The organism is Pantoea sp. 1B4, from assembly GCF_016925765.1.
GTDB lineage: Bacteria > Pseudomonadota > Gammaproteobacteria > Enterobacterales > Enterobacteriaceae > Pantoea > Pantoea agglomerans.
This window is the reverse complement of sequence record NZ_JAEUWZ010000001.1, coordinates 2,540,379-2,555,613: the sequence shown is the minus strand read 5'-3', so window position 1 is coordinate 2,555,613 and position 15,235 is coordinate 2,540,379. Positions and strand designations below refer to the sequence as shown.

General features: G+C 55.7%; 12 protein-coding genes and 3 pseudogenes. 9 read left to right on the top strand and 6 right to left on the bottom strand.

Features of this window, described 5'->3' with window-relative positions:
- Positions 1 to 1,383, bottom strand: a complete 1,383-nt coding sequence (locus JNO11_RS12480; RefSeq protein ID WP_132500078.1) for a D-arabinono-1,4-lactone oxidase — start codon at positions 1,381 to 1,383, stop codon at positions 1 to 3.
- A gap of 83 nt (positions 1,384 to 1,466) precedes the next feature.
- Positions 1,467 to 2,099 (bottom strand): TetR family transcriptional regulator, encoded by a 633-nt coding sequence (locus tag JNO11_RS12475; RefSeq protein WP_010247970.1) that lies wholly within the window; start codon positions 2,097 to 2,099, stop codon positions 1,467 to 1,469.
- Between the two features lie 151 nt (positions 2,100 to 2,250).
- On the opposite strand from JNO11_RS12475, the gene JNO11_RS12470 reads away from it, so the two are divergent.
- Complete coding sequence (locus JNO11_RS12470) at positions 2,251 to 2,790, top strand: DUF2058 domain-containing protein (RefSeq protein ID WP_010247968.1); 540 nt, start codon at positions 2,251 to 2,253, stop codon at positions 2,788 to 2,790.
- 16 nt (positions 2,791 to 2,806) lie between these two features.
- Here JNO11_RS12470 and JNO11_RS12465 read toward each other — a convergent pair whose 3' ends face one another.
- Positions 2,807 to 3,505 (bottom strand): RluA family pseudouridine synthase, encoded by a 699-nt coding sequence (locus JNO11_RS12465; protein WP_325177373.1) that lies wholly within the window; start codon positions 3,503 to 3,505, stop codon positions 2,807 to 2,809.
- On the opposite strand from JNO11_RS12465, the gene JNO11_RS12460 reads away from it, so the two are divergent.
- Positions 3,495 to 3,797, top strand: a complete 303-nt coding sequence (locus JNO11_RS12460; RefSeq protein WP_325177372.1) for a hypothetical protein — start codon at positions 3,495 to 3,497, stop codon at positions 3,795 to 3,797. The genes JNO11_RS12465 and JNO11_RS12460 overlap by 11 nt on opposite strands.
- A gap of 116 nt (positions 3,798 to 3,913) precedes the next feature.
- Complete coding sequence (locus tag JNO11_RS12455) at positions 3,914 to 4,174, top strand: hypothetical protein (RefSeq protein ID WP_010247965.1); 261 nt, start codon at positions 3,914 to 3,916, stop codon at positions 4,172 to 4,174.
- Positions 4,175 to 4,417: 243 nt separating this feature from the next.
- Here the strand turns inward: JNO11_RS12455 and JNO11_RS12450 are convergent, their stop codons facing one another.
- On the bottom strand, positions 4,418 to 6,340 hold the full coding sequence (locus JNO11_RS12450; protein ID WP_325177371.1) for a methyl-accepting chemotaxis protein: 1,923 nt from the start codon (positions 6,338 to 6,340) through the stop codon (positions 4,418 to 4,420).
- Positions 6,341 to 6,900: 560 nt separating this feature from the next.
- Here JNO11_RS12450 and JNO11_RS12445 point away from each other — a divergent pair.
- The 5 genes and pseudogenes from JNO11_RS12445 (at position 6,901) to JNO11_RS12425 (ending at position 11,987) form a co-directional block, all read left to right on the top strand.
- Positions 6,901 to 7,059 (top strand): hypothetical protein, encoded by a 159-nt coding sequence (locus tag JNO11_RS12445; RefSeq protein WP_325177370.1) that lies wholly within the window; start codon positions 6,901 to 6,903, stop codon positions 7,057 to 7,059.
- The gene (locus JNO11_RS12440) at positions 7,056 to 7,934 is read left to right on the top strand and encodes an ABC transporter substrate-binding protein (RefSeq protein WP_154210390.1); all 879 of its coding nucleotides are present in this window, start codon (positions 7,056 to 7,058) and stop codon (positions 7,932 to 7,934) included. Before JNO11_RS12445 ends, JNO11_RS12440 begins: the two co-directional genes overlap by 4 nt.
- Positions 7,931 to 8,855, top strand: a pseudogene (locus tag JNO11_RS12435) (amino acid ABC transporter permease). The gene JNO11_RS12440 and the pseudogene JNO11_RS12435 overlap by 4 nt, the downstream one beginning before the upstream one ends.
- A pseudogene (locus tag JNO11_RS12430) lies at positions 8,848 to 9,610 on the top strand (amino acid ABC transporter ATP-binding protein). Before JNO11_RS12435 ends, JNO11_RS12430 begins: the two co-directional pseudogenes overlap by 8 nt.
- Positions 9,611 to 9,643: 33 nt before the next feature.
- Positions 9,644 to 11,987 (top strand): annotated as a pseudogene (locus JNO11_RS12425) (molybdopterin-dependent oxidoreductase).
- Here the strand turns inward: JNO11_RS12425 and JNO11_RS12420 are convergent.
- Complete coding sequence (locus JNO11_RS12420; RefSeq protein ID WP_033778862.1) at positions 11,937 to 13,247, bottom strand: MmgE/PrpD family protein; 1,311 nt, start codon at positions 13,245 to 13,247, stop codon at positions 11,937 to 11,939. The pseudogene JNO11_RS12425 and the gene JNO11_RS12420 sit on opposite strands and share 51 nt — an antisense overlap.
- A 79-nt stretch (positions 13,248 to 13,326) precedes the next feature.
- Positions 13,327 to 13,872, bottom strand: coding sequence for a GNAT family N-acetyltransferase (locus tag JNO11_RS12415; protein ID WP_325177369.1), 546 nt, complete (start codon positions 13,870 to 13,872; stop codon positions 13,327 to 13,329).
- A gap of 252 nt (positions 13,873 to 14,124) precedes the next feature.
- On the opposite strand from JNO11_RS12415, the gene JNO11_RS12410 reads away from it, so the two are divergent.
- Positions 14,125 to 15,195 carry an iron-containing alcohol dehydrogenase family protein gene (locus tag JNO11_RS12410; RefSeq protein WP_325177368.1) on the top strand — a complete coding sequence of 357 codons (1,071 nt, stop codon included), beginning with the start codon at positions 14,125 to 14,127 and terminating at the stop codon, positions 15,193 to 15,195.
- Positions 15,196 to 15,235 lie beyond the last annotated feature (40 nt).

The window sequence follows — 15,235 nt, the reverse complement described above, 5'->3', positions numbered from 1 at the left end:
TCAGTCAAAAAGTGGCGTGATGTAGTCGTTACCCAGTCGGCCATTTGGGTCGAGCTGGCTGCGCAGGGCGCGGAAGGCGTCCCACTGCGGATAGATCTCACGCCAGTTGTAACGTTCTTCATCGTAATATTTGCCCCAGTGCGGGCGTCCGCCCTCTTCGGCCAGCAGTTTTTCCACTTCAGTCAGGAAGTGCAGGCCTTCCTGCGACAGCGAACCATCGTCGGCGTAATAGACCACGAAGCCGAAAAAGCAGGTTGGCTGGTCAGCGGCCGGACTGAGCCAGGCCGATGATGCACCGGTGCAGCGCAGGATAATCGGGTAGTGCATATGCGGACGGTTCTCGGCATACCACTGCTTGATGCGGCGAATGATGGCCGGGGTTTTTGCCAGCGGCACGCCGATTTCCACATTGATCTGCGGCACCGCAATGCCGCGGCAGAAGAGCTGGTAAATGTCACCGGTAACATCGGTGAAATCACGAAAACGGGTGACGGTGCGAAACTGTTTTCCCCCTTTGCCCTCAATCTGCGTATCGCGGTGCATATGTGCCAGCGTCTGGTCGATGGTGTCGTTGAGGCTTTCGTCAACGTCGCCCTCATGTTCCACCACCTGACGACCCTGCGCTTCGTAGCGCTGACGCTCTTCATCACTCGCCTCATGGGCGTTCCAGACGTGCATCAGGTTGTCATCGACAAACCACCAGGCTTTGCTCAGCGGATAGTCGTTGTTCCAGCGCAGCAGATCCTCTTCAAGGGTATCGGCAGAGACGGCATATTTGTGGCAGGTGAAGATGCTAAACGGCTGGGTACGCAGGGTTACCGCGGTAACAATGCCTAGTGCGCCCAGTGAGACCTGCGCTGCCGGGAAGTCAGCGTCGCCACGAACAAATTCGCGCACGCTGCCATCGGCCAGCACCATTCTGATTGCCAGCGCTTCGTCGGCAATCGAACTCTGCTGCAATCCCTGGCCGTGCGTTCCGGTCGCCATCGCGCCCGCCAGTGTCTGAATCGCAATCACGCCTGGCGATGAAGCCAGCATGCGGTTCATTTCGGTCAGGCTGCGATAGACCTGCTCAAGCGGGGTCGCACCACCAAAGGTCACGCTCTGTTCATCACTGGCAAGCTGGCCGCTCAGGGCGCTGAGATCGAGCAGCACATCGTCATCACTGACATGCAGCATACGACCAGGCGACAGCTTGCTGCCGATCACCCGAATCTGGCCGTGTGACTCCCGGATAAGTCTCTGTAATTCCGCTTCACTGGCGGGACGCTGAACCTGGTGACGGCTGCCGATTTGCGCGTTCTGCGCCCAGTTCCACAGCGCATCATCATCGGGTTCAACATGGGTCTGACGAAGCGGATAGAGGCGTGCATCTCTGCTCACAACAGCATTCCTTATTATTGCATTTTAGTGACAAGTATCAGTAAGCGTAGACTATGGCTAAGCGCAGCCCGGCCTGCGGGCAATTATTTGCGGATATAGCGTAACGTTGCGGTTACAGCCAGCTGACGATTGCGGCGGATACTCTCTGCTTCGCTGTTGTCCGGGCTGAAAAGGGCGTTGAAGGTGTAGCGGTTTGAGACGTGATGAACGCAGATACTGCTGATCAGGCGATGGACATCGATGGTCTGCACATCGGCAGTGAACACGCCCTGTTGCTGACCGCGTGCCAGAATGTCATCCAGCAGATCCAGCGCGCTGCGATTAAGGGCTTTAATCTGCGGCGACTGGGTGATGTAGCGCCCGCGCAACAGGTTCTCACTGCAGACCAGCCGGATAAAATCGGGATGCTCGACATGGTAATCAAAACTGGCTTCCACCAGGCGGGTCATGGCCAGTTCCGGCTCCATCGCCGCCAGGTTCAGGCCGGTTTCATGCTGACGTATCTGCTGATAAACCTGCTCCAGCACGTGGATATAAAGCTGCTCTTTACTGCCAAAGTGATAGACCACCATGCGTTTAGTGGTTTGCGCATGCTCAGCAATCTGCTCCAGCCTGGCACCCTGCATACCAAACTCCGCGAAGGTTTTCAGTGCGCCTGCGATGATGCGTTTTTTCAGCCCTTCAGGGTCATTTTTACGTTTTGTTAGCTCTGACATGGTGCTCAATAAGGTGATTTTGACCGGGGAATGTTAGCACAGTGTTGAGAGGCTGCCCGCAATCGCGGGCGCGGCAGGTGCGGCAACCTGGTACAGCCCGGATGATTACAGGTATAATCCCGGACATTATTTCACGGGTTCAGAGACGACAATGACAAAACTCACCTTGCAAGAGCAGATGCTGAAAGCGGGATTAGTATCCAGCAAAAAAATGGACAAGGTTCAGCGGACAGCGAAGAAATCCAGGGTTCAGGCACGCGAAGCCAGAGCTGCGGTGGAAGATAACAAAAAAGCGCAGCTTGAGCGGGATAAGCAGCTGAACGAGCAGCAGAAGCTGGCTGTGCTGTCTAAAGAGTACAAAGCGCAGGTCAAACAGCTGATCGAAATGAACAAAATTGACGTGGCAAGAGGCAACATCAGCTTCAACTTCACCGACAATAACCTGATCAAAAAGATTATGGTGGATAAGCTGACGCAGACTCAGTTGATCAATGGGCGTCTCGCCATTGCCCGCCTGGCAGCTGACAATAATGGCGAGAGCCAGTACGCCATCATCCCGGCCAGCGTAGCGGATAAAATTGCGCAGCGTGATGCCAGTGCCATCGTATTAAACAGTGCATTAAGCGAAGAAGCACAGGACGAAGATGATCCTTATGCTGATTTCAAAGTGCCCGATGATTTGATGTGGTAACAGCGCGCTGACGCATTCAGAACGGGCTGTCGGCAGAGAGTTGCAGCGTGCTGCCGCTGACAGGATGAACAAACGTCAATCCGCTGGCGTGCAGCATCAGTCTCTCTGCCTGATCCGCGCCAGGCAGCAAAAGCCCGCCGTAGAGATCACAGCCCAGAATCGGGTGCCCCAGTTGCTGACAGTGAATGCGCAGCTGATGGGTGCGCCCGGTTTCCGGCATCAGTTCAACCCGCGTGACCGGCAATCCCTTTCCCTTTTTTTCCTGATAATAACCGCGTTCTATGACCCGGTAGCGTGAGCGCGCAGGTTTCCCCTGGATCGGGCAAATCACCATCCGGGGAAACTGCGCCGGATCTTTCGATATCGCGGCATCAATAACGCCTTCGTCATCGGCAAGGTGCCCGCACAGCAGCGCCTGATAAGTTTTACGCACGCTGCGCTGGCTGAACTGCTGGCAGAGTGCCGCGTTAATCGCTTTGCTCCGTGCTACGACCATCAGCCCGGAGGTGCCAAAATCGAGCCGATGAACCAGCGCGCAGCCAGGAAAAAGCTTCACCAGCCGATGATGCACCGAATCGAGGTTTTGCGGATTTTTGCCTGACAGGCTCAGCAAGCCGCTGGGTTTATTGATCACCAGCAGATGGTCGTCCTGAAAGAGGAGGGTTATCTCATCAAAGCAGGGCGGGGCGATAAACGTATCGATAATGGCAGACATCGGGCAACCGGCAGGTAAATGGCAACGGATCATAACCGATTGGCCGGTCACTGACGATACTGCGCGCAGCCATTATTCTTCGCTGATCGTTTCCCCGCTTTGCGTGAAGAGTGACTGGCCAGCCTGCTGCGTTTCAAATTTGCCATGGGCAGCAAAAACGGAGCAGACCGTCGCAGCCAGCAGCGTAAGGAGAATGGAAAGTTTCATGGTGACATCCCATCGTGAATTTAAAAGCAAGTCTGACAGGAAGGGCGGCAGAGACAAACAGAACAATCCGGAAAAAAAACATTAAGAACATTTGTTCAGCAAGTTGCGCGATTTTTAGTGATAAATTCGGGCAGTTCTCTCTTTTACGACTACAGTCTCTGGTGAGGTTGTCATCAATTCGTATCTAATGGAGGATTTTCTGTGTTATTTCAAAACGACGAGAAAGGCCACGTCATTATTGGCGAAGCGGCACTAAGCCTTGCCCTTGGTGAAAAAGAAATCAGTATCGCAACACTCTTTACCCAACTGGGTTATATGGCGAAATCTGAAAGCAACGCGGATCGGCTGACGAAAATCGCCGAAGCCAGAAGCTGGCTGAGTAGTTTTGAGTCACCGGCGATTGCTCAACAGCAGGTGCCGTACCTGCAGACGCTTGCAAGCCTGAACGAAGAGCTGAACTAGCAGTAACGGAACTGATGCCAATGGACGTAGTCCGGCTCCGGCCGGAAAACGACGAAGCGGACGACCTCATCGGTTGCGCGAAAGCGTATACCGGCCGGAGAAGCTGTCAGGGACGACAACTCTCTCTCCATCGCTTTCTGTACAGACCGATCGCGATTCTTATCTACCCTCATTTCAAAGCCAGCCTCAATAATTAAGGCTGGCTCTATTTACAGTCAGACAGAATTAACGCTTCGCTAACCGTTAAAAGCTTTCCCAGCTTGAGTCTGCGGATGCATTAACGGGCACAGCGGGTACTAAACGCGGTGACAGGGCAGGTGCGCCCCGGCTGCTACTGCTCTCCCCAGGAGAGAGACGGAATACGGCCACTGTTTTTTCCAGTTCATCTGCCTGAGATTCCAGTGAGCTGGCTGCGGCGGAGGACTCTTCAACCAGCGCGGCGTTCTGTTGCGTCGTGGTATCCATCTCGGCCATTGCCGTGGCGATCTGAGAAATGCCGCGGTTTTGCTCGTCAGAGGCGGCAGCAATCTCACCCATAATATCTTTAACCTGACTGACAGAGCGGACGATGTCATCCATGGTGGTACCGGCGCGTTCCACAAATTCAGAACCATCATGAACCCGATCAAGTGACTCGCGTATCAGCGTTTCAATCTCTTTGGCGGCCAGTGAACTGCGCTGGGCCAGATTTCTGACTTCACCGGCAACTACCGCAAATCCGCGACCCTGCTCTCCGGCTCGTGCCGCTTCGACGGCGGCGTTAAGGGCCAGAATATTGGTCTGGAAAGAGATGCTGTTGATGACGTGAATGATCTCGCCGATTTTGCCCGAACTCTGGCTGATGTTGTTCATGGTTTCGATAACGTCACGGATAATCTCGCCACCACGTCCGGCATTCACTGACGCGTCTGTCGCCAGCTGACTCGCATGGTGAGCGTTCTCCGCATTCTGTTTCACCGTTGAAGAGAGCTCTTCCATGCTGGCCGCGGTCTGAACCACTGCGGCAGACTGCTGTTCTGTGCGGGATGAAAGATCGGTATTACCTGCCGCGATTTCCGCCGAGGCACGCGCCACGCTGCTGACGCCATCACGCACGTTGGTGATGATATTCTGCAGGCTGATGTTCATTGCATCTACCGCCTGCATCAGCTGACCTAACTCATCACCACGTGTGGTTTTCAGTGAGGTTGTTAAATCACCGCTGGCAATACGTTGCGCTGCGTTCAGCGTCTCTTTTAATGGCAGCGTAATGTTGCGGGTGATCCGCCAGGCAATCAGCAGACTCAGAACCACACAAATCAGCGCGGCAAAAGCAATGCGCCACTCCGCCTGTTTGATAAATTCAGAGGATAGCTGGGACTGATAGGCAAAGGTATCGGAAACCACCGCATTGAGCCGCTCTGCGGTGGTGGTCAGGCCCGCCGATTCGCTCTTTTCTTTCTCTGTCGCATCGACATAGCGCGTTAAAGCCTGGCGTTGCTGCGTCAGAGTGCTGAGCACATTTCGCGTTACGTCATTAATATTCGGCTGGGCGAAAATATCCAGTTGCTCGCTCAGGGTGTTGATAGCGGTGTATTCTTCAAGAATCGCCTCTCTGCTGGCCTCAGACGGCTTATCGAGAAACGCTTTTTCAACATTGGCCGCATCAAACAGCGCTGCGGCCAGGTGCATGACCGGCAGCGCCGCGTCGGGTGTCAGAGCCATATCGAGTGATTCAAACTGATGCGCAAGCGCAATCAGGGCACCCGGTTTAATGGCATCAAAGGCACCGCTTGTCGCCTGCGCAGCAGTTACGAATGTCTGGCGCTGATTCTGATAATCGTTAAGTAACTGCCCCATCAGTGCGACTTTCTGCTGGCCCATCTCATCCCATTTAAATCCATCCAGCCGTTTATAAAGGGCATCTAACTCCTTCAGGGCCTGAACGTTCTGCGTGGCAAATTTGGGGTCTTTGGTGTACTGGTAGAGGGTGCGGTTAAGGCGTGCCTTGCTTAACGTGTTTACCATCTCCACGGTAATCGTGCGCCGGGCGGAGTTGTCTTTAATACTGCGAAAACAATCGAAAGCGATAAAAGTAATGGCGAGGGAGGCAGCAATGACGACGATAAAACCGACGCCCAGTTTTTTCCCAATTTTAATATCGGAGATGCGTTGAGCAAGGCCCATAAGGTTCACCTTTAGTGAGATATCAGAAGCAGAGAAGAGGCTGTTAAATAATTCAAAGATGATCTTTTTATCGTCAGTGCCAGACGAAGCTTTAATATTATTTATGCTTAATCAATGATCTGATTAATGAGGCTTTCATTATTCTCAAGGGAAACTATCTGCCTGCTAATCTTTGATTTGCTTCGTGTAATGTATTGATAATTTTGATTAAAATTATGATTCCCGTGCCTGCTGCAGTCTTTACATTACCTGAATAAATAGTTATTGATTTTGATCAAATAAGTCCCGGATAAAAGAATCGGTCAGGCGCAGAGGGATGATTTTTCAATAAATACTTATCAATGAAATTATATTTTTATTAATCATCAGAGCCTGGCTGTGCCAATTAATTAACCGCAGTATGACGTTTTCTCGCCTCGCCAATCCTTACCAAACTGCTCATCTCTTCGGTCACAGGATGCCAGCGCCTGTTCAACAGGCTGGCAAGGCGCGCCATTGCCATATTCCAGCAAAATATTCCCGGTTTTAGCATTTGTGATCGTCGCCGGTCTTCACTGAGAATGACAACAGAACGTTACGAGGATGATAAAAGCTCTGGAGCCCGCCGCTTATCTGGCTTTCTTTCAGCGCTGACAACAGGTCACGATCGCTTTTCCCTCTGGGGGGAACATTTTAAATATCAGGAGAAAGGTTCCGGTGAAATTGATAAAAAAGAATGACCCTTTTCACACTCGTGCTCAACGCATCCGTCAGCTTTGCGGCAGAACCCTCAGTGCCTGCTGACAGCAGCATACATGTCAAAGCCGATCCGGCGCTGAAAACGCTGATTCCTGCGGATATCCTCAAGCGTGGCTACATTGTGGCAGGAACAAACCCGAATACGCCGCCAACTACCTTTTATAAAGAAGATAATAAGACGCTGGCCGGTCGCGAAATCGACATCATGAATGCGGTGGGTGAACGTCTGGGTATCGCGGTAGAGTGGCGCGACACGGGCGGCTTCGACAACATCATTCCCGGTCTGAAAACCGGACGTTACGATGTGGCGCTGTCGAACATCAACGCCACACCGACCCGCCTGAAACAGATCGACTTTGTCGGCTACTACAACGCCAGCCTGCTGGGAATTATTTCCCGAAAAGACGCCAGTATCGCCCCGTTTAAATCACTCAGTGACGTTTGCGGCAAAGAGGTCGGCGCCGGTTCCGGTACCACCCAGGTTACGCGGCTGGAAGAAGCCAGTAAAGACTGTGAGGCCGCAGGTAAACAGCCCATCAAGGTAGCGATATTCCCGGATCGTCCGGCTGGCGTGCAGGCGGTGGTCAGCGGTCGCGTACCGCTGTTCCTGGGTCCCTATGAGGGGCTGCTGTGGCAGGTTAAGGTAATCAAACCGCTGACCATGAGCGGCGAAATCACCGTTAACGATGCACCGGTCTCTGTCGCTTTCCCAAAAGCCTCTCCACTTGAACCTGCCGTGCAGGCCGCGCTGAACTCATTAATCAAAGATGGCAGCTACCGGAAAATCCTCGATAACTGGGGAATCGGATTTGGTGCTGTGACCGAAGCCCGACGCAACGAAGAGATTTTTAAATGAGTGAGATTCAGAACCACACTGACGATCTGAAAATCGTCAGTAAACGCTACTACGGACGCTGGCTGAGTGCGCTGGTGGTGCTGTTGTGCGTGGTGGCGATGGCACATTCGATGATTAACAATCCGCGCTTTGAGTGGGGGGATCATCGCAGAAAACTTCACTGCGCCCTCCATTCTGCAGGGGGTGTTAATGACGCTGCAGCTCACCGCCATTTCAGTGGTGCTGGGCTTTGCCTTCGGCACGGTGCTGGCGCTGATGCGTCTATCATCAAATCCGGTTCTGGTTGCGGTGAGCTGGGCCTACACCTGGTTTTTCCGTGGCGTGCCGATGCTGGTGCAGCTGTTTCTCTGGTACAACATCGCGGCGCTCTATCCCAGAATAGCGCTGTCGATTCCCGGTTTAGGTGAGATCTGGAGTGCACAGTCCAACGCGCTGGTCAGCCCGTTTAGTGCGGCAGTGATCGCGCTGGTCATGCATCAGTCCGCCTATGCCGCAGAAATTGTGCGCGCGGGTATCCAGAGCGTGGGTAATGGGCAGATTGAAGCGGCACGCGCGCTTGGATATCGCCCGGCTCAGATTTTCCGTCATACCGTTTTACCGCAGGCGATGCGCGCCATTATGCCGCCAGCGGGTAACGAGATCATTGGCCAGTTGAAAACCACGGCAGTGGTGTCAGTGATTTCTCTGCAGGATGTGCTGTTTTCGGCGCAGATTATCTATCAGCGCACCTATGAAGTGATCCCGCTGCTGCTGGTCGCCACCCTGTGGTATCTGCTGATGACCTCAGTGCTGTCGGTGGGCCAGTATTACGTGGAGCGTTATTTTGGCCGCGGTGTCACGCGACGTGAAAAGCGCAGCCTCTGGCCGTCGTTGCCGCGCTTTTCGCTGCCGAAAACCCAAAGGAGTGTGAGCAATGGCTGAAGCAATTGCACTGCGCAAGGTCACTAAGCGCTTCTCTGGCGTGACCATCCTCGACGACGTTAACCTGGATATACCTGCCGGGTCGGTCACGGTGATTCTGGGGCCATCCGGCTCCGGTAAATCCACGCTGCTGCGCTGCATTAATCACCTTGAGAAGCTGGATGGTGGCACCATCCGTATCGGCGGCCAGATGGTGGGATACCGACAAAAAAGGCCAGGCGCTGCACGAACTCAACAGCAGTGCAATTGCACGCCAGCGGGCGGAAATCGGCATGGTGTTTCAGCAATTCAACCTGTTCCCGCACCGTACCGTGTTGCAGAACATCACGGATGCGCCGATGCGGGTGAAAAAGCAGAGCCGCCATCAGGCGACCAGCAAAGCACTGGCGCTGTTGAAACAGGTGGGGCTGTCTGGTCGCGAAGATGAGTGGCCGCAAAACCTTTCCGGTGGTCAGCAGCAGCGCGTTGCGATTGCCCGCGCACTGGCGATGGATCCTGGCGTTATGTTGTTTGATGAACCGACCTCGGCGCTTGACCCGGAACTGGTGGGTGAAGTGCTGCAGGTCATTAAACAGCTGGCGCATTCCGGTATCACCATGGTGGTTGTCACCCATGAAATCGGATTTGCCCGCGAGGTCGCCGATAACATCGTCTTTATGGAGAGCGGCAAAATTGTGGCGGCTGGCCCGACGCAGCAGGTACTCGACGATCCGGACAACGGACGCGTCAGAAACTTTATCGCAACGGTGCTCTGAGCACCGTTTCTTTTGTGATAACCAGGAAGCAGGATGACGCAAAAACCGGTAATGCACAGCGCCCACTGGGGCGCTTTTCACGCTGAGCGCAGCGGCGATCAACTGCTTATTGAGCCGTTCGGGGGGCGATCCCGACCCCAGTCCGCTGTTGCAAAACTTCCGTCATGCACTTAATCACCCGGCACGCGTCGCACGGCCGATGATACGGCGTGGCTGGCTGGAAAACGGGCCTGGCCCGGATCGGCGTCGTGGGGCAGATGAATATGTCGCGGTTAGCTGGGAGGAAGCCAGTCATCGGGTTGCACTGGAGCTTAAGCGGGTCGGTGAGGCTTACGGCCCGGCGGGGATTTTTGGCGGATCTTACGGATGGTCAAGCGCAGGCCGTTTCCATCACGCCCAAAGTCAGGTGCACCGTTTCCTGAACACCACGCTGGGCGGCTATGTTCGCTCAGTTAACAGCTACAGCTCCGGCGCGGCATCGGTTTTGCTGCCGCATATTGTGGGCGACATGAATGAAGTCGCCCGGCGTGGCGTGAGCTGGGAAGAGATTGCCGGTCACAGCGAGGTGGTGCTGGCGTTTGGCGGGCTGGCGCTGAAAAATGCCCAGGTGGCCAGCGGCGGCCTGAGTGAGCATACCGAGCGCGGTTTTATGCAGCGTGCAGCACAGCGCGGCACCCGTTTTATCTCGGTAAGCCCACTGAAAAGCGATTTGCCAGAGGAAGCACAGGGTGAGTGGCTGGCGCTGCGACCCGGAACGGATGCGGCGTTTATACTCGGCCTGCTGGCGGTATTAATCACCGAAGGGTTAACCGATGAGGCATTTCTGGCGCGCTACTGTGTCGGCTGGCCTCAGATGGTGGCCTACATCCGGGGTGAAGAGGATGGCGTGGTGCGTGACGCGCCGTGGGCGGCCGCGATCTGTGGCGTCAGCAGCGACCTGATCAGGCAGTTCGCCCGACAGCTGCACGGCAAGCGCGTACTGGTTACGGTCGCCCATGCCTTACAACGCGCCGAGCATGGCGAACAACCGGTGTGGCTTGGCCTGGTGCTGGCGGCGGCACTCGGACAGCCCGGGCTGCCCGGCGGCGGCTATACCTATGCACTGGGTGCGCTGGGCCATTATGGCAAACATCACAATCTGGTCAGCTTTCCGTCCCTGCCGCAGGGTAAAAATGGTATCGACCGCTTTATTCCGGTAGCACGTATTGCCGATATGCTGCTCAATCCCGGCACCAGGTTTGACTACAATGGCCGTCAGCTTACTTATCCTCATATCCGGCTGGCTTACTGGGCGGGCGGCAATCCGTTTCACCACCATCAGGATCTGGCCCGGCTGCGTCAGGCATTTTGCCAGCTGGATACGTTCATAGTGCATGAGAGCGTCTGGACCGCCAGTGCGCGTCATGCTGATATCGTCCTGCCCGCCACCATGACCCTGGAGCGAGAGGATATCGGCGGTGCGCCGACCGATCGCCATTTAATCGCCATGCAGCCAGTGGCACAGCCTTACGCCGAAGCCAGGGACGATTACACGATTTTCCGTGATCTGGCCCGGCAACTTGGCCGGGAAGAAGCGTTTAGCGAAGGGCGCGATGCGCGAGGCTGGTTGCAGCATCTTTACCATCAGCTACAGGAAAAACTGGCGGCGCATCAGGTGCAGACACCGGATTTCAATCAGTTCTGGCAGCAGGGCATCCTGGCGTTGCCGCAGGTGAAGGATGGTGGACGGATGATGAATGCGTTTCGCGCTGACCCTGATGCTGCACCGCTGCCCACAGCAGGCGGCAAAATTGAGATCTTCTCCGCCACTATCGCCAGCTTTGGTTATGACAACTGTCCCGGCCATCCGGTATGGCGTGAACCGCAGCAAAAACCCAGCGCCGACTACCCATTCTGGCTGATTGCTAATCAGCCCGTGACGCGCCTGCACAGCCAGCTCGATTTTGGTGATTTCAGTCAGAGTGGCAAGCGTGGCGGGCGTGAAGTCTGTAGCCTCAACAGCGAGGATGCGGCAGCCCGGGCTATCGCGGATGGCGACATCATTGAGCTTTATAACGATCGGGGCCATGTGCTCGCCAGCGCACGTCTCACCGACACGGTTATGCCTGGCGTGGTACAGCTGCCAACCGGTGCCTGGTACGATCCGGTCGACGCCACTGCCGCCCGTCCGCTTTGTCGTCACGGTAATCCCAATGTGCTGACGCTGGATATCGGGACGTCATCTCTGGCGCAGGGATGTAGCGGGCAGATTACGGTGGTACAGGTGCGTAAATTTGCCGGGGAAGTCACGCCGGTGCAGGCCTTTATTCCCCCCGTTATGAGTCGGTTACAGGGCGCTCAGCATTGCGCGCCCCAGCGCCTGCAAATCTGCCGTTGAACGCAGCTCACTGGCTGCCAGCAGATCGGTCGACGACGCCTGCAGCGCCAGCTGCAGTTTCCTGTTTACATCCACACTCTCTGCCAGTGACTGCTGGCGCGTGCGGCGCTGATGCAGCTTTGTGCTATCACTCAGCGTCAGCGAGACGTCATGGAAGCGCAGGGCGGGATTAATCGCATCGGGCGGCGCGCTGTTATCGGGAGTACGACGGACGCGGGCGGCCAGCGGCATAATCTGATGATTGAGATCGCCTTCGGCGAAATCCTGCAAACGCAGATCGCCGTAGATCAGCATCGCAGCAATCACATATTCCAGGCTGAAACGCGCTTCAATGCCGTGCGTCGGAACGGATATGGAAGCGGCGATGTCACCGCCTGGCGGGAAGGCGACGGTGATATCGACAATCTGGCTCAGCAGTGCATCAAGAGGTTTGCCGGCTGCCAGCCACTGCTGGCGCAGCATTTGTGCCGCTTCCGCTGCGCTGTGGGTGCCTGCGCAGGTTGGGAAAGGTTTGAACTCCAGTCCGGGCGCGCTAATCCGCCAGGGGCGGCCCCAGTTTTCCAGCAATTTCTCCGGCTGCGCCTGACCCGAACTGCTGGCTGCCAGAAAAGCCTCAATCACACCCGCCTGACGGCCATCTATTCCGGCCAGTGTCAGCAGAGCCGCTGACACCGCACGTTCTGCGGCAAAACCAGCGTGCAGTGGTTTCACCGCCGAACCAAACTGCGCGCGTAGCCCGCTGGCCTGGGTGGCAGCGATCCCCAGCAGGGTCGCGGTTGCATCACTTTCCAGCGCCAGCAAACGCGCCAGTGCCGCCGCCGCTGCCAGGGTGCCCAGCGTTGCCGTGTTGTGATAGCCCAGCGCGTAATGTTGCTGGCTGACAGCCAGTCCCAGACGACCAGCCATTTCCACACCCGTGACGTAAGCATCCAGAAAACGGTTCAGGCGCTTTGGCTGATATTGCTGCCAGGCGAGCAGGGCGGGCAGGATCACTACACTGGGATGACCGCGAAAATCGGCATGAAAATCATCGTAGTCCAGCGCATGTCCGGCATAGCCCAGCAGCAGCGCCTGCGAGCGCACGCTGCCGTCGCGGTAGATTGTGCGCAGTGCCGGTAAGCCGCTATCTGGCACCTTGCCCTGTAACACCGGCCAGCTCACCGCCAGGAAGTCCCGCACGCCTTCACGCGCGTGCTGGTGCGCTGACTCATCCGGCTGACTATAAAGGATATGTTCAGCCAGCATTGCGCTCAGGTTCATTGCGGTCGCTCCGGAAAACGGTGCAGTTCGTGGCGAAACGCGATCGGCTGTTCGCCCAGTGATGCGGCATTATCGTTGCTCATAGCGGGTTTCCTTCTGCTGCTGTCTGGCGGCTCAGCCAGGCATCATGTGCCGCCGGGTCCAGTACTTTTTTCATATAGAGGGTGATGTGACCTTTACCGAGATCGCGGGTATGCATCGGCTGGAAGCCACGTTTCAGATACATCTCTTTCAGCCAGGGGTGATGGGTGGCGGTGCCCAGCGAGACCGCAGGGGCATGCAACTGATCGATCAGGATTTCCTGCTCTAACCGATCCTGAACCTGGCGACCAAAATGGTGGCCGGGATAGTCGGGATGCGCGCCAAACCAGCAGATATGCGGCAGCCCAAACGGGCCGGGCAGCGGCCCCCAGGGATAGCGAACGGTCACTGATGAAACCATCTGGTCACGCATGTAGAGCGCATACACGCCATGATTCTGCAGATGGCGTAATGCTGTAGCGCGGTCAGCCGTGGCGGCATCAAATTTAATGCCCAGTGCTTTAACGGGTGCATAGGCGGCATGCATCAGCGCCAGATAAACATCTACCTCATCTTCTCTGACCTGACGAAAATCGAGTTGCATAATATTTCCCGGAAAACTGCCAGGCAGGCAGTTAATTCATTCAGCCAGAATGAGAGATTAACAGTAAAAGCCGGGTCGCTATGTGTGAAAAATAACTAACCTAATGCGGATTTGTGAATATGAAATGGCCGGTTTTTGATTGCTTAAATTGTTATTTGTCGTAGTATTCAGAAAAGAAATTAAATTCCATGAAACGCTATTAACTCACTGTAATAAAAGTCTTTTTCTATTTTATATAATCAGGATGCTGCTGTGTTAGCCATTACATCTCCGCGAGCCTATGCGCATGAGGCGGGCCTGCGCATCCGCGCCGGTCAGTTTATTAAACCCTATGCCACCCATATTCGTATTTTTACCTCTCCTCAGGCGTGGCAGGCGGTTAATCCGGAATTAAGCCAGAGTCTTGAAGAAAATGGCATCCGCTGGCAGCTCGACTATTTAGAGGGCGAATGTACCGAACAGGCCATCGCCAGCTTAAAACATCATATCGCACAGCAGGGCGCAGAACTGCTGCTGGCGATTGGGGGTGGACGCGTGCTGGATGCGGCTAAAGCCGCTGCCAGCCAGTTGCCGACGGTCACGCTGGTTAACTTTGCGACCCAGGCGGCAACCTGCGCGGCCTGGTCACCGATTGCCATCATCTATAACGAGCAAGGCGGCCATCTGCGCAGCCAGCCGCTGGGGAAAATGCCGGAGCTGGTGCTGGTAGACAGTGAAGTGATCGCCCGGAGCGACGTGCGCTACCTGAAAGCGGGTATTGTGGATGCGCTGGCCAAATATTATGAATTCCGGCCTTACCAGCAGCACAACCCTGATGATCTGGCTTTGGATCTTAAGGTGATGACCGCGCGGCAGGCGCTTGACACTTTCCGGCAGCAGGGAGACGCCGCGATCCTGGCCTGCCAGCAGCAGCGGGTCACGCCTGAACTGGTCAGAGTCATTGATGCCACTATCGTGCTCGCCGGGCTGGCGAACAGTGTGCGCGACCTGCTGCCGACGCCGGGCTTTGCGCACGCCATTCACAATCGACTGACGCACCTGCCGGAGCTGCATCACTGGCTGCACGGTGAGAAAGTCGGCTTCAGCCTGCTGGTGCAGTCGCTGATGGAACATGACGGCGTCGCGGATGGGGAACTCCTTACGCTGCTGCGTCACTACGATATGCCGCTGAAGCTGCCGGTGTTAGGCGGCGATCGCCATAGCGCGCTGCGCAACCTCGCGCAGCAGATTAAATTCCCCCAGGCTTGCGCAGAACGGCTGCCGTTTAGCGTCTCTGCCCGCGCGCTGGAGCAGGCGCTGCTGGCGACGGACACCCTTTTTTAAGCGCGCGCTGCGGCGCGCCTTTTCACCTTACAGACCAGGA

Excerpts from the sequence above, each read along its gene's own strand:
- JNO11_RS12460 (WP_325177372.1), top strand. The coding sequence starts at position 3,495 with ATGGCAGACATCGGGCAACCGGCAGGTAAATGGCAACGGATCATAACC.
- JNO11_RS12450 (WP_325177371.1), bottom strand. The coding sequence starts at position 6,340 with ATGGGCCTTGCTCAACGCATCTCCGATATTAAAATTGGGAAAAAACTG.
- JNO11_RS12445 (WP_325177370.1), top strand. The coding sequence starts at position 6,901 with ATGACAACAGAACGTTACGAGGATGATAAAAGCTCTGGAGCCCGCCGC.
- JNO11_RS12475 (WP_010247970.1), bottom strand. The coding sequence starts at position 2,099 with ATGTCAGAGCTAACAAAACGTAAAAATGACCCTGAAGGGCTGAAAAAA.
- JNO11_RS12415 (WP_325177369.1), bottom strand. The coding sequence starts at position 13,872 with ATGCAACTCGATTTTCGTCAGGTCAGAGAAGATGAGGTAGATGTTTAT.
- JNO11_RS12465 (WP_325177373.1), bottom strand. The coding sequence starts at position 3,505 with ATGTCTGCCATTATCGATACGTTTATCGCCCCGCCCTGCTTTGATGAG.
- JNO11_RS12470 (WP_010247968.1), top strand. The coding sequence starts at position 2,251 with ATGACAAAACTCACCTTGCAAGAGCAGATGCTGAAAGCGGGATTAGTA.
- JNO11_RS12440 (WP_154210390.1), top strand. The coding sequence starts at position 7,056 with ATGACCCTTTTCACACTCGTGCTCAACGCATCCGTCAGCTTTGCGGCA.
- JNO11_RS12420 (WP_033778862.1), bottom strand. The coding sequence starts at position 13,247 with ATGAACCTGAGCGCAATGCTGGCTGAACATATCCTTTATAGTCAGCCG.